The 13,895-nt window shown below is 70.1% G+C and carries 11 protein-coding genes; 7 read left to right on the top strand and 4 right to left on the bottom strand.

The features are described from left to right. Positions 1-86 precede the first annotated feature (86 nt). The 4 genes from ACH5AF_RS06475 (at position 87) to ACH5AF_RS06490 (ending at position 4,150) form a co-directional block, all read left to right on the top strand. A complete protein-coding gene (locus tag ACH5AF_RS06475) occupies positions 87-971 on the top strand; it encodes a universal stress protein (RefSeq protein WP_398900295.1) in 885 nt (294 codons plus the stop codon). 308 nt (positions 972-1,279) lie between these two features. Further along, positions 1,280-2,233, top strand: coding sequence for a carbamate kinase (locus tag ACH5AF_RS06480; protein WP_398900296.1), 954 nt, complete (start codon positions 1,280-1,282; stop codon positions 2,231-2,233). Beyond that, positions 2,230-3,762, top strand: a complete 1,533-nt coding sequence (locus ACH5AF_RS06485; protein ID WP_398900298.1) for a YfcC family protein — start codon at positions 2,230-2,232, stop codon at positions 3,760-3,762. Before ACH5AF_RS06480 ends, ACH5AF_RS06485 begins: the two co-directional genes overlap by 4 nt. A gap of 193 nt (positions 3,763-3,955) precedes the next feature. Then, positions 3,956-4,150: a hypothetical protein gene (locus tag ACH5AF_RS06490; protein WP_398900299.1), complete on the top strand. Its 195-nt coding sequence runs from the start codon at positions 3,956-3,958 to the stop codon at positions 4,148-4,150. Positions 4,151-4,812: 662 nt separating this feature from the next. Here the strand turns inward: ACH5AF_RS06490 and ACH5AF_RS06495 are convergent. The 4 genes from ACH5AF_RS06495 to ACH5AF_RS06510 all read right to left on the bottom strand — a co-directional run bounded on the left by ACH5AF_RS06495 (position 4,813) and on the right by ACH5AF_RS06510 (position 9,039). Further along, a complete protein-coding gene (locus tag ACH5AF_RS06495) occupies positions 4,813-5,745 on the bottom strand; it encodes a universal stress protein (RefSeq protein WP_398900300.1) in 933 nt (310 codons plus the stop codon). Positions 5,746-5,918: 173 nt separating this feature from the next. Further along, entirely contained in the window at positions 5,919-6,716 is a 798-nt protein-coding gene (locus ACH5AF_RS06500; RefSeq protein WP_398900301.1) for a sigma 54 modulation/S30EA ribosomal C-terminal domain-containing protein, read from the bottom strand. A 647-nt stretch (positions 6,717-7,363) separates the two neighbouring features. Continuing rightward, complete coding sequence (locus ACH5AF_RS06505; protein ID WP_398900302.1) at positions 7,364-8,056, bottom strand: CBS domain-containing protein; 693 nt, start codon at positions 8,054-8,056, stop codon at positions 7,364-7,366. Positions 8,057-8,079: 23 nt separating this feature from the next. Further along, positions 8,080-9,039 carry an alcohol dehydrogenase catalytic domain-containing protein gene (locus tag ACH5AF_RS06510; RefSeq protein WP_398900456.1) on the bottom strand — a complete coding sequence of 320 codons (960 nt, stop codon included), beginning with the start codon at positions 9,037-9,039 and terminating at the stop codon, positions 8,080-8,082. A gap of 410 nt (positions 9,040-9,449) precedes the next feature. Between ACH5AF_RS06510 and gap the strand changes: the two genes are divergently transcribed. From gap to adhE, 3 genes are all read left to right on the top strand, one after another. Continuing rightward, positions 9,450-10,478, top strand: a complete 1,029-nt coding sequence (gene gap / locus ACH5AF_RS06515) for a type I glyceraldehyde-3-phosphate dehydrogenase (RefSeq protein WP_398900303.1) — start codon at positions 9,450-9,452, stop codon at positions 10,476-10,478. 50 nt (positions 10,479-10,528) lie between these two features. Then, on the top strand, positions 10,529-11,074 hold the full coding sequence (locus ACH5AF_RS06520; protein WP_398900304.1) for a hypothetical protein: 546 nt from the start codon (positions 10,529-10,531) through the stop codon (positions 11,072-11,074). Between the two features lie 150 nt (positions 11,075-11,224). Then, positions 11,225-13,882: a bifunctional acetaldehyde-CoA/alcohol dehydrogenase gene (gene adhE / locus ACH5AF_RS06525; RefSeq protein ID WP_398900305.1), complete on the top strand. Its 2,658-nt coding sequence runs from the start codon at positions 11,225-11,227 to the stop codon at positions 13,880-13,882. Positions 13,883-13,895: the final 13 nt, after the last annotated feature.

Here is a 13,895-nt window from a genome sequence, read left to right on the forward strand (position 1 = left end):
TGGACGCGGGACCAGCGGCCCCTGCGGCGAGTCTCCCGCGCCCAGCACGCTGAGGGCAACACCCGCCCCGCACCCGGAGGCCTCGCATGTCCCGCACGCTCACGGTCGGTCTCGACGGTTCCGCAGTAAGCATGGCGGCGGTCCACTGGGCCGCCGTGGAGGCGTCACGCCGCGGGACGGGGTTGAGGCTGCTTCATGTGTGGGACATCCGTCCGGACGTTCACACCCCACTCTTCGGCACGGACGCGGAGCACGACCGGACCGACTGGATCCCCCGCCGCGTCGCGGACCGGGTGCGCGCCGCACACCCCGGTCTGGAGGTGGCGACCTCGTATGTATGTGGCGATCCGGCCGAGGTGCTGTGTACTGCCGCGGCGGAGGACGACCTGCTGGTTCTCGGATCGCGGGGACTCGGAACCATAGCCGGATACGTCCTCGGCTCCGTGTCCCTGGCCGTCGCGGCGCATACTCCTCGCCCGGTCGTGCTCGCTCGCGGGTCGGAGGAGGGCAAGGGCTCCCCGGGTCTGCCCGCAGCGTTCGGCACGGTCGTCGTCGGGGTCGACCTCACCGGCGGGGACGACGCGGTGCTGGCATTCGCGTTCGCTCACGCCGACCGGCACGGCGGCGCGGTGCGGGCCGTACACAGCTGGAGCCCTCCGCCCTTCCATGGGGCCGAGTACACCCTGACGGGGCAGGCGTTGACGGCCGAGGTGGCGACTGCCAAGGAGGGGGCTCTGGCGGAGATGCTCGAGCCCTGGCAGCGGAAGTTCCCCGGCGTTCCCGTCACCGCGCAGGTCGGCCTCGGACGTCCGGCACGTGATCTGGTCGATGCCTCACGGGAGGCGGGGCTGGTCGTCGTCGGCCGCCGCAACCGCCGCTCATCGATCGGCGGCCACCTGGGTGCCGTCACGCACGCCGTGCTGCACCACTGCCTGCCACCCGTGGCCGTGGTGCCGCACCAAGACGCCTGACGGCTGGCTCGCCCCGCGCCCCGCGCCCCGCGCCCCGCGCCCCGCGCCCCGCAGACGATCCCCGATCGCTGCGCGGCAGGGCCGAAGGGCCCTGACTGCCGACCGAACGGGTCCGTACCGCGGGTGCCGGCCGGACCGCCACCAGGGGACTGTTGCGGCCAGGGCGCGATGGGACGCGAGTGACAGAGTTCAAGTGCTTCCCGAGGCGTCCCCCCAGCGGACGCCCGGTCGGCCGCACGTCCCTGTGTCGCGCCGCTCGCCACCCTCGGCGACTGACCCGGCATCCCCTCCACCCCGGAGAACACACCATGCGTGTAGTCGTCGCACTGGGCGGCAACGTCCTGCTCCGCCGCGAGGAAAGGCCGGACGCCGCCGTGCAGCTCGCCAACATTCGCGCCGCCGTGTCCGCCCTGGCTCCCCTCGCACACGAGCACCAGCTCGTCATCACCCACGGCAACGGGCCCCAGGTCGGCGTACTCGCCCTGCAAAGCGCTGCCGACCACACCTTGAGCGGTCCCTATCCCTTCGACGTCCTCGGCGCGGAGACCCAGGGCATGATCGGATACTGGCTCCTCCAATCCCTGCAGAACGCCTTGCCGGAACGCCAGGTCTGCGCCCTGCTCAACCAGACCCTCGTCTCCGCGGCCGACCCCGCCTTCGCCGACCCGGTCAAGTTCGTGGGCCCCGTCTACGGCCGGGCCGAAGCCGAGCGACTGGCCACCGAACGCGGCTGGACCGTCAAGCAGGACGGCACCCACTGGCGACGCGTCGTACCCTCCCCTCGCCCACAACGCGTCGTCGAGACCCGGCTGATCCGACTGCTGCTGAACTCGGGTGCGGTGGCCGTGTGCGCCGGAGGCGGCGGCGTACCGGTGATCCGGGACGAACAGGGGCAACTGACCGGCGTCGAAGCCGTAGTGGACAAGGACCTCACCGCCGCGCTCCTGGCCGAGGCGCTCGACGCCGATGTGCTCCTGCTGCTCACCGACGTTCCCTACGTCTCCCTCGGCTACGGCACGCCCGACGCCGAACCCATCGGACGGACCACGCCCGCAGCGCTCAGAGCCCAGCAGTTCCCGGCCGGATCCATGGGGCCCAAGGTCGACGCCGTGTGCCGGTTCGTAGAGCTCACCGGCGGCATGGCGGCCATCGGCTCCCTCGAACACGCCCAAGCCATCCTCGACGGCGCCGCAGGCACCGTCGTCACACCCAGCGGCCGCTACCGCGCCGCCGGCCACGACGGATCACAGGACCTGACATGACCACCGACAGCGCGCCCACATCCCCCCAGCCGGCTGGTGCGGGAGCCGACCCCGACGCGCCCAAGGGCTCGCAGCGGCAGTTCCGCTTTCCCTCGGCCTTTACCGTCCTGATCGCGCTCACCGTGGCGGTATGGGCCCTGACCTTCGCCATTCCCGCCGGGCGCTACGACACCAAGGACGGCAGCCCCCTCCCGGGCACCTACCACCCCGTAGAGCCGGCCACCGGCTTCTGGGACCGGCTCAAGGATCTGTTCCTTTCACCGGTCAACGGTCTGTACGGGGTCACCGACGCCGAGACCGGCATCACCACGCCTGGGGGGACCGGTTCCTTCGCGGGTGCCGCTGGAGTGTTCCTCTTCATCCTGGCGGGGGGCGCGTTCATCACCGTCACCATGCGCACCGGCGCACTCACCGCGGGAGTGGCACGGCTCGCGCAGCGTCTGCACCACCGCAGGACCCTGCTCCTCGTCGTTCTTCTGACGGTGTTCTCCCTCGGTGGGACCACCTATGGCATGGCCGAAGAGACCCTCGGCTTCTACGGGCTCATGATCCCTCTGATACTGGGCCTGGGGTACGACCGGATGGTCGCCGCGACGGTCATCATGGTGGGCGCCGGGGTGGGAACCCTCGCATCGACCGTCAACCCCTTCGCCACCGGAGTGGCGTCCGACAGTGCCGGCATCGGCACGGGAGACGGCATCGTCCTGCGGATGGCGATGTGGGCTTGTCTGACAGCGCTGGCAGCGGCATACGTCGTGCGCTACGCCCGCCGCATCACCGACGACGCCGCACGCTCGCTGACTCCACTGACTGAGGACGACCTCCGTATCAAGGACGAGGGCAGCGACGCGGTGAAGCTCACGAGCCAACAGCGCACCGTCCTGTGCCTCTTCGCAGCCACCTTCCTGTTCATGATTTTCGCCGTGGTCCCCTGGTCCGATCTGTACGTCACCTTCCTGCCCACACTCGGGTGGTACTTCCCCGAACTCGCCGCCCTGTTCGTCGTCGCCGCTGTCCTCGTCGGATTGATCGGCGGCCTGGGGGAGAAGAAGACTGGGAACGCAATCACCGCCGGGGCGGGCGACTTCATCGGAGCGGCGATGATTGTCATGCTGGCGCGGGGAGTCACGGTCATCATGAACAACGCCAGTGTCACCGACACGATCCTCGACGCTCTGCAGAGTGCAGTGTCCGGCACATCCTCCGGGGTGTTCGCCGTCTTGATGTTCATGGCGAACCTCCCCCTGGCCTTCTTCGTCCCTTCCTCGTCCGGCCACGCCGCCCTCGCCATGCCGATCCTCGCCCCGCTGGCCGACTTCGCCGGAGTCAGCCGCGCCCTGGTGGTGACCGCGTACCAGTCGGCTTCCGGATGGGTGAACCTCATCACGCCCACCTCAGCCGTCGTCATGGGCGGCCTCGCCCTGGCCAAGGTCCGATACGACCAGTACCTGCGCTTCATGGCTCCACTGATGGGCGCCCTGCTGGTGGCGGTGGCCGGCTTCCTCGTGCTCGGTGCGGCCGTGCGCTGAGTCCGGTCGCGTGTCCATGGCCGGCGGCCCGAGCCACTCGGTCCGCCGGCCCACCGCTGTGTCTTGTGCGATGTGGGGGCCTCATGGCTCGCCGGACGGGCCAACAGGCCCCTGGGTGGTCAGCAGTTGATCCGGGACAGTGAAAGCCGGCAGGGGGCAGGGTGCCCATCAGCCGCTCAAGGAGGTGGGCCCCATGCCCGGACTGCTGGCCATCGGAGCCATCACATCGATCGGTCTCGGCGCGATTCTGGTGTTCGCCGTGGACTGGCAGTGGGACGGCGCCGACCGCCCACTGGTCGGGCTGATCATGATGGCGGTCGGGATGCTCGCCCTGGTCGCCGCCACGAGCATGTACGGCGGCACCTCCCACTCCGACAAGACGTCGTGAGCCCGGCCACCGAACGCGGGACGGCGGTGCCCCGTAGACCCATCCGTCCCGACGCGGTCACCGGCTCGGACCGCGAAGCCCGGTGAAGCCCGGACGGGCTCGGTCGGTTCCGCCGGTCGGAGATCCGCGCCCGCCGCCGGTGTCCCAGCCTCCCGCGGACGGACGGACGGACGGACGGACGGTCGGACGGTCGGACGGGCCGCCGCCCTCCCTGCAGTCGCGGAGGGTCCCCGGGGCGTACACCCGGGGACCCTCCGCGTATGCACGACGCCAACGCCCTCGTCAGCTATGGGCGACGAGGGCATTGAGAGCGAGGGGCAGATCTGCCACCAGGGCTGCCGCCACGGCACGATGACGTGGGCGTCGCCGGGCGGACCGCTCGGTCCGGCAGGCAACTGCTCGCTGAGCAGAGTCGGCCTGACCGCCTCAGGGGAGGCCCTGACGTGAGCCCGTCGGGGGGCGATCACGCAGACGCGGGGTGGCCTCGGACCTCACGGACGCAACGGCCCAGGAGCTCAGCACCAGGTGTCGGAGGGCACCGCCCAATACTCCGGCGCCCGTTGCGCGCACAAGAGCCGGGGCGGTGCGGCCGCTGCCTCGTGGAAGCGGCCGCATCTGGCCACGGCGATGACTCGGTCACGTCGGCGGCGCCGACCGGACGGTCAGAGGTGTGGGACAACCGCCACGGGTGCCTTGGCGTGGTGCAGCACCGCATGTGTGACCGGGCCGATGTGCGTGCCCATCACCGCGCGGCGTATACGCCGTCCCGTGACCAGCAGCGAGGCGTCCTCGGAGGCGTCCACGAGGTGGTCCGCGGCCCGGCCGACCACGCACTGCTCAGTGACCTCGACATCCGGGAACTTGCCACGCCACGGCCGCAGCGCGTCCGTGAGCGCACTGGCTTCACGGAGTCCCATGGCGACACCGTGGCAGGGATCGACGGCTGCGGGGGCGTATCCGACGGCGAGCGGCGCGTTCCATCCGTGGACGACCCGCAGAGTAGCCGCGCGCGCAGCGGCGGCCTCGAAGGCGTAGGCGAGCAACTCGTCGCACGGCCGGGTGAGGTCGAGGCCGAGCACCACATCGAGGTACTGCCCCTGGTCGGTCCCGTTGTCTCCGGGCCCGGGCCGCAGCTCGTCCTCGGCTCGCTCGCCGGCTCGTACCACGACGACCGGGCACTCGGCCTGCGCGATGACCGGCAAGGACACCGATCCGGCCAGGAAGCCACCCAGGGTGCCGAGCCCTCGCGATCCCACGACCAGGACCTCGGCCTTCTTCGCCGCGGAGAGCAACACCTCGGCGGGGCGGCCGAACACCTGCTCGACGCTGACGTGCAGGCCGGGGTGGGTCTCCCGCAGCCGATCGACCACGTCACGCGGGATGCGCTCGGCCCAGTGCTGTGTGACGGTCGTTCCGCCGGGCGTGGTGTCCGTCCCCGTGAATGGGGCGTGGGCGAAGGCCGGCGACCAGTCCTGCCAGGCATGGAGGACATGCAGGGGCAGGCCGCGTAGCCGTGCCTCTCGGGCGGCCCACGCCGCTGCGGCCAGCGACTCGGCCGAGCCGTCCACAGCGGTGATGACAGTACGTTGTGACATGGTTTCCTCCACTGGGCGGGGTGAGGAGCGGCGGCGGATCGGAGCCGAGGATGGGACCGGCTGCCGAAGCGCGGTACGTGACCGCGGTGATGGGCCGGTCCCAACAGGCCGTCCGACCGGCCGCCGCTCCATGTGAGGCAGAAGCGGTCGGTGTGGCCCCCTGGGGGCGGGTACTACAGGGCCGGAGCGATCAGTCCGTCATGGCCGTCGTAGCGGTGGTAGAGCACGCTGCCTCGGCCGGTTGCCGTGTCCTGGAAGAAGACGAAGGGCAGCCCGGTGAGGCGCAACCACCGAACGGCCTCGGCCACGGTGCTTGTGGGCACGGGCACCGTGCTCACACTGAACACCCCGTCATGTTCCCGTTCCCGGCCCAAGGGCCCCAGCGATGCCATGCGGTGCCAGCCGGTGCGGGGGTCCCGGAAGACCACGCTGTCGTAACCGGAGGCCAGGTCCGTGAAGACCCAGAAGTCGTAGTCCATGGCTTCGAGGTCGATCACGGCGTCCTCGGGCGTCTGCCGGGCGAGACTGAACGACTTGTGCCGTACTATGCGGCGCTCCTCGGCCGGGAGCTGATGGCGGTGCGGACGGTGTTGCCGGCCCGGGCTGTCCCACCATGCCCGTTCGTCCGAGCCGCCGCTGTGGAGTCCGCGCGCCCCGTGCCGCCGTGCCCGGGCGAGCCGGGCGGTCAGGCGCTCCTGCAGGAGGTCGACCGCCTCGAACATGGTGCTCGCGGCCACGTGGGCCCGTACCGGACGCCCGTTGACGTCCACCATGGCCTGAGCCGTGGCCGGACGCCCCGCCGAAGTGCTGACGGCTTGCGTGAGCTTCACTTTCGCGGCCTGCACCGGTTCGCTCACTTGGCTGATCGCCGCGAGCACCTTCTGCCGGGCGTAGGCGTCCGCGCCATTCGGCACCTGCCCTCGGTTTCGCACCTGGACCTCGACTGCCTGGCTGGTCTTGAGACCGCTCATGGGAACTCCTCCTTGATCGCTCTCAGCCTGTCGGCCGCCGACCGTCTCGGGCAGAGCCGTCCGGGCCCCCGCCGAAGTGCCACCGGTACCCGCGTCACGCATGCGCAGGGGACCTCCGGACATTCGCAAAGGCCGTTCGGCCCACAGCGCCCGGACGGGCTCAGGACGTGACGAGGCACTGGTCCGTGTTGGCCGGTGTTCAAAACGAGCAGCATGCGTGGCCCATCCTTACCCTCGTGCGCCTGTCAGGGTGGCTTGAGTCGACGCACGTACGGCCCCGGACTCCGGGTCTCGAAGGGACCGTGCGCCCGAGCCGTGACCCGGCGCGACCCGCACGACGACGCCGGGGCAAACGCCCTGTGGTGCCACGGGGTTCGGTCCGCCGCGCCACCGGAGTCGGCAGGATCGTGTTGCCGGACGGTACTCGACGGCGTCGGGCAATCCCATGTCCCAAGCCAGTGACTGGTCCTCCGTGCTCGCGTAGCTTCCAGGCCGGCGTCCGTCGGCCGGTCAGCAATGAGCCGGCCGGTGCATTCGGGCGCTGCGGGTCGGCATTCGGCATGGGAATGGCGAGGCGAATCCGGGTGCAGCCCACCGGCCGACCGCCCTCCGTCGTTCGTACTGCCCACCCCAAGGCCGTCGGGCAGTCAGTCGGTGGAAGACCGCGGTGGCATCCGACCTGACGGTGTGCGGTCGCCTTCGCGGGCCGCCGTCAGCCGGTTCACCACACCCACCACGCCCTCCACCCGCCATGCCGCTCGGATCAGCACCGACGTATCCACGGCGGGACCGGCCGAGCCCTCGAGGGTGACCATTCCCTCCCGGACATCTATATGGATCCGGTCCGCGCTGTGAGCCGGTCCGTGGGAGGCGGCAGCGCCGGCCACGTCTGAGCGGATTTCCTCGTCGGTCCGCAGGAAGACTCGCAGGAGATCGCGGCGTGTGGTGATTCCGATGAGGCGGTCTTCCTCGTCCACCACCGGCAGCCGGTCGATGTGGCGGCGTTCCATGATGCGCGCCGCATCGACCACGCGCAGTTCGGGATGCACGGTGACCGCCGGACTGGACATCAGCTCACCGGCCGTCGGACGGGGCGCCGCGGGGTGCGCGCGGACCATCCGGCCCAGTATCCGGAGCAGTTGGCTCCGACGAGACCCGTCCTGGCCCTGAGTTTGATGACGCCTTGTCAGGTCCGTCTGGGAGACCACGCCCATGACCTTGTCGTCGTCATCCACCACCGGCAGGCCGCTGATGCGGTGCGAGGTGAGCAGTCGGGCCAATTCATTGAGGGAGGTGTCCGGGTGCGCCTGGACCACCTCGCCGGTCATCACTTCGCTCACAGTCCGGTACCTGACCACAGTTCTCATCTCCAGTCGTTCGCGAGGTTCTTGCCCGCCGCCCATGGCGACCGCCTGGTCTTCGCCCCGGGTGAATCAAAGGAGGATCCCGGCTGACCCCTTCTCGGCGTCGCCCGAGCTGGGGAGAGTGCCGCACGGGAGATCCGGACGGCAGCCTCACAAATCGAAGACAGCGCACGGGCCTTGACGTGGCTCTTGGGTACGTCGTCGATGCATTCGTTGACGAAGGACAGCGGTCGGGTCTCGCAGATCACGCGGGTTCGGCCGGCGGCGTGCAGATACAAGACTTCGGCCAGGTCCTGGCATGTGCCGACGATCGAGCCGATGACGGACGTTCCGCCCAGCACGGTGAAGAAAATGAGGACCTCCCGTCCGTGGGAAGGTCGACCATGACCAGCTTGCCGCCACGGCGCAGGCAGGCGAGCGCTGTCGCGAAGGTCTCCTCGTTCACCGCCAGGCGAGGACGCATGGGCGCCGCCGTGGCGCTGGAGCACCGCGGCCGGTTCTTCCTTGCGGGCGTCGATGAGGATGTCCGCGCCCACGCCGGCGGCGAGCCGGAGCTCCCCTTCGGAGACGTCGATCGCGGCCACCGCGGCGCCCGCGATCTTCGCGTACCGCACGGCCAGGTGCCCGAGCCCGCCGATGTCGGAGATCGCCACGAGGTCGGCCGGCCCGATTCCGACAACCTTCAGGGCCTTGCATGTGGTTACCCCCGCGCACGTCAGCGGTGCCGCCTCACGCGGGTCGATGTCGTCCGGGACCGGCTGCGCGAAGCCGGGGTGAGCGAGCATCCTTTCGGCGTACCCGCCGTCCACGCCGTAGCCGGTGTTGACCTGCTGCTCGCACAGCGTCTCCCAGCCGGACAGGAAGTGCTCACAGCGCCCGCAGGCCCAGCCCAGCCACGGCACCGCTACGCGCTGCCCGACCGCGAGGTGCGTGAACCCGTCGCCGAGCTCCTCGACGATACCGCCCCCTCGTGTCCGGGGACGAACGGCGGATTGACCGGCCGGTCACCGTGCGCCGCATGGACGTCCGTGTGGCACGCACGGACGCGTACCTGCCCGGGGCCGGGTACGGGATCGGGACGCTCCTCGATTACCAGCGGCTCTCCGAGGGCCTTCACCACTGCTGGCTTCATGGCCTGCTCCTCATGCTTGTCGTTGCTACCAGCGTGGTGCGAGACGCGGACAGGGGACAGATCCGGTCAGGACCCATACGGCGGGCCACTCAGCCCGCAAGAGGCCGGGCCCTGCGGTCCCCGGAAGAAGAGGGCCCAACGGCCCCGAGGCCTTCCCCTTCGACCCCTGCCTCCGGCATGGCAGAGCGCAGAGGCTGGCATGACTCGCATCGGCACGTACCGGGAGGGCTGGCGGAGATGACCGTACGCATAGGAATCAACGGCTTCGGGCGCATCGGGCGGAACTATCTGCGCTGCGTCATGGAACGCGCGGAGGCAGGCAGTGACATCCCGGTGCACGTGGTGGCTGTCAACGACCTCGCCTCTCCGGCGGCGCTGGCCAATCTGCTGACCTACGACTCCACCTACGGCCGGCTGCACCGCGCCGTCGAGTACGACGACGAGTCCATCACGGTGGACGGTCACCGCATCGCGGTCACGTCCCGGCGCGACCCTGCCGACCTGCGGTGGGACGCCCTCGGCGTGGATGTGGTCATCGAGGCCACCGGCCGCTTCCGCACGAAGGAGGACGCCGGCCGGCACCTGAAGGCTGGAGCGCGCAAGGTGCTGCTCTCCGTGCCCGGCAAGGGCGTTGATGCCACCATCGTCATGGGAGTCAACCAGTACACCTATGACCCGCGGCTGGACCACGTGGTCTCCAACGCGTCCTGCACAACCAACTGCGTGGCCCCGATGGTGATGGTCCTCAACGAGCGCTTCGGGATCGTCAAGGGCTTCATGACCACCATCCACGGCTACACCAACGACCAGGTCGTGCTCGACGGCCCGCACAAGGACCTGCGCCGCGGCCGTACGGCCGCGGTGAACATCATCCCGACCAGCACCGGCGCCGCCCGGGCCGTCGGGCTGGTGCTCCCCGAACTCGCGGGCACCCTGGACGGCATCGCCGTGCGCGTACCGGTCGAGGACGGCTCGCTGACCGACCTCAGCCTGGTGCTGGAGCAGCAGGTTTCGGCACAGGACGTCAACGACGCGTTCCGGGAGGCCGAGGAAGGACCGCTGAAGGGCATCCTGCGGGTGAGTCACGCCCCGATCGTCTCCCGCGACATCATCGGCGACCCCGCCTCGTGCGTCGTGGACGCCCCGCTGACGCAGGCGCACGGGGATCTGGTCAAGGTCTTCGGCTGGTACGACAACGAGTGGGGCTACACCAACCGCCTCGTCGACCTGACCGAGTACGTCGCCGCTCTGCTCGGTGCCCGATGAGCAACCGGCGCCCCGCAGTTGGGGCAGGGGAGACGGTGAGGGTCAGGAGGGTGAGGCTGTGGCGGTGGCGGCGCAACCGTCTGCGCCGCCGCTCGTACCTCGTGGAGGGTTGGATCATCCTGGCCCTGGGGGCGATCGGGTTCATCGGCGCGCCTCTCGGCGGCGCGGTGGCATGGGACGCCGTGCTGGATGCCCGGTCCCAGCAGCGGGCCGAGCGCCGCCTCACTGAAGCCGTGCTGGTGCAGGACGCCACACCCGTGGCAAAAGGCAGCTCCCGCACCCGTGCCACGGCCCGGTGGGCCGCCCCTGACGGTACGACACGCACCGGCCGGGTGCCGGCCGGAAGCCATATGGAGCGCGGGGAGCGTGTCTCGGTGTGGACGGGAGAGGACGGGGCGGTGGTTTCCGCGCCGCTCGGGCAGGCCGCCGCGCGGTTCGACGCCGCGGTGGCCGCACTCGCTGTCACGGTGAGCGTCGGATTCGTCGTGCTCGCCGTCCACCGGCTCGTCCGGCGGCACTGTGAACGTCGCCGCAGTGCGCAATGGGGCCGGCAATGGGCGCAAGTGGCCGCACGGTGGGACCGCAGGAACGCCTGAACGCCGGCGGAGACCAACGGGCCCCTTCCCGGGACCTTCGGGACCTTCGGGACGAGCACGCCCGGCGCAAGGCTGTAGGTGACAGGGCGGGCAGCCATTCCGGCGGCCCGCCCGATGCCCACGATGCCCCCACTATCCATGGAGATCTTCATGACTCGGGTGACCAGTGACCCGCGCACCACCCCCGACAGCGCTCCTTCGGACACGCGCATCGCCGTGGACGTCCTGGTGGACAACGCGGTCAAGGCGCTCGCCGACTTCGAGTCCTTCACGCAGGAGCAGGTCGACCGCATCGTCGCCAAGGCGTCGGTGGCCGCCCTGGACCAGCACACCGTCCTGGCGCGGCTGGCGATGGAGGAGACCGGTCGCGGCGTCTTCGAGGACAAGGCCGCGAAGAACATGTTCGTCTGCGAGCACGTCACCCACAGCATGTCCCAGGCGAAAACAGTCGGCGTCATCAGGCGCGACGACATCGAGGGCATCATCGAGATCGCCGAACCGGTCGGGGTGCTCTGCGCGGTCACCCCCGTCACCAATCCGACGTCAACGACCATCTTCAAGGCGCTGCTCGCCCTGAAGACGCGCAACCCCGTCGTCTTCGCCTTCCACCCCTCCGCGCAGGTGTGCAGTTCCGAGGCTGCGCGCATCGTGCGGGACGCCGCCGTCGCGGCGGGCGCCCCTGAGCACTGCGTGCAGTGGATCGAGGTCCCCTCGATCGAGGCCACTGGCCTGCTCATGCACCACCCCGAGGTGGCGCTGATCCTCGCGACCGGCGGAAACGCCATGGTCAAGGCCGCCTACTCGGCCGGGAAGCCCGCCGTCGGCGTCGGCGCCGGCAACGTGCCCGCCTACGTGCACCACAGCGCGGATCTGCGCCGGGCGGTCAACGACCTGGTGCTGTCCAAGTCCTTCGACAACGGCATGATCTGCGCCTCCGAACAGGCGGTCATCCTCGACACCGACGTGTACGGCGAGGCCCTCGCCGAGTTCCGGCGCCTGCATGCGTACGTAGCGACGGCCGAGGAGAAGCGCAAGCTGGAGACCTACCTCTTCCCGCCTGACCCGGCCGGCCTACAGGGCCGCGTCAATCCGGCCGCCGTCGGGCAGAACCCCGCCTGGATCGCCGACCAGGCCGGGTTCACCGTCCCCGCCGACACGTCGCTCATCCTGGCCGAGGCGAGCCGCGTCGGGCCCGACGAGCCGCTGACGCGGGAGAAGCTCTGTCCGGTCCTGACCGTGCTGAGGGCCGGCTCGACCGAGAAGGGCTTCGACCTCGCCGCGGACATGGTCGCCTTCCACGGACAGGGACACAGCGCCGTGATCCACACCGGCGACCCGGCTCTCGCCGAACGCTACGGCCGCCGCATGAAGACCGTACGCGTCATCGTCAACTCCCCCTCGTCGCAAGGAGCGATCGGCGGCATCTACAATCGCCTGCTGCCGTCCCTGACTCTGGGCTGCGGCTCCTGGGGCAGCACCTCGGTCTCCGACAACGTCTCCGCCGCCCAACTGCTCAACATCAAGCGCATCACCACCCGGCAGAACAACCTGCAGTGGTTCAAGGTGCCGCCGAAGATCTACTTCGAGCCGCAGGCCATCCGCTACCTGGCATCGATGTCCGAGATCCACCGCGTCACCGTGGTCACCGACGCCACCATGACCCGGCTCGGTTACGTCGAGCGCGTCACCCGCGTCCTGCAACAGCGGGAACGGCCCGTCACCATCCAGGTCATCGACGACGTCGAACCGGAGCCGAGCATCGACTCCGTACAGCGCGGTGCCTCCCTCATGCGCGACTTCCGGCCGGACACCATCATCGCCCTCGGCGGCGGCTCTCCCATGGACGCGGCGAAGGTGATGTGGCTGCTGTACGAGCAGCCGGACATCGACTTCGCCGACATGCGGCAGAAGTTCTCCGACATCCGCAAGCGCGCCTTCCGCTTCCCCGTGCTCGGCAAGCGGGCCCGCCTGGTCTGCGTCCCCACCACCTCGGGCACCGGCGCCGAGGTCACCCCCTTCGCGGTGATCTCGGACCCGGCGACCGGCAAGAAGTACCCGCTGGCCGATTACGCCTTGACCCCCAGCGTTGCGATCGTCGACCCCGTCCTCACCGCCGACCTGCCCGCGTCCCTCGCCGCCGACAGTGGCTTCGACCCCCTCACGCACGCCATCGAGGCGTATGTCTCCGTCTACGCCAACGACTTCACCGACGGTCTGGCGCTGCACGCCATCAAGCTGATCTTCGAGAACCTGGAAGCGGCTGTCACCGGTCAGGACGCACGGCGGACCCTGGCCCGGGAGAAGATGCACAACGCGGGAACCATCGCCGGCATGGCCTTCGGCAACGCCTTCCTCGGCATCGTCCACGCGATGTCCCACACCCTGGGCGCCACCTTCCACATCGCCCACGGGCGGACCAACGCGATCCTTCTGCCGCACGTGATCCGTTACAACGGCACCGTTCCCGCCAAGCTGACGGGATGGCCGAAATACGAGAGCTACCGGGCGCCCGAGCGCTTCCAGGACCTCGCCCGTGCCCTCGGGCTGCCGGCTTCCGCCCCCGCCGAGGGCGTGGCCTCGTGCGCCGCCGCGGTGGAGCGCCTGCGGGACGCCGTGGGCATCGAACCGTCCTTCCGGGCCCTGGGGATTGACGAGGCCGCCTTCATCGGCGCGCTGCGGCAGCAAGCACTGAACGCCTACGAGGACCAGTGCGCCCCGGCCAACCCGCGCATGCCGATGCTGGATGACATGGAGAACATCATGCGCACGGCCTACTACGCCGGGCCCCGGCCATTGCCCTCCGTCTGACCGGAGGGTCACC

Origin of the sequence: Streptomyces sp. NPDC018833, assembly GCF_044390825.1 — a bacterium.
In the GTDB taxonomy this organism is placed as follows: Bacteria; Actinomycetota; Actinomycetes; order Streptomycetales; family Streptomycetaceae; genus Streptomyces.

Coding starts and splice junctions, on each gene's coding strand:
- gap (WP_398900303.1), top strand. CDS start 9,450: ATGACCGTACGCATAGGAATCAACGGCTTCGGGCGCATCGGGCGGAAC.
- ACH5AF_RS06480 (WP_398900296.1), top strand. CDS start 1,280: ATGCGTGTAGTCGTCGCACTGGGCGGCAACGTCCTGCTCCGCCGCGAG.
- ACH5AF_RS06475 (WP_398900295.1), top strand. CDS start 87: ATGTCCCGCACGCTCACGGTCGGTCTCGACGGTTCCGCAGTAAGCATG.
- ACH5AF_RS06485 (WP_398900298.1), top strand. CDS start 2,230: ATGACCACCGACAGCGCGCCCACATCCCCCCAGCCGGCTGGTGCGGGA.
- adhE (WP_398900305.1), top strand. CDS start 11,225: ATGACTCGGGTGACCAGTGACCCGCGCACCACCCCCGACAGCGCTCCT.
- ACH5AF_RS06495 (WP_398900300.1), bottom strand. CDS start 5,745: ATGTCACAACGTACTGTCATCACCGCTGTGGACGGCTCGGCCGAGTCG.
- ACH5AF_RS06500 (WP_398900301.1), bottom strand. CDS start 6,716: ATGAGCGGTCTCAAGACCAGCCAGGCAGTCGAGGTCCAGGTGCGAAAC.
- ACH5AF_RS06490 (WP_398900299.1), top strand. CDS start 3,956: ATGCCCGGACTGCTGGCCATCGGAGCCATCACATCGATCGGTCTCGGC.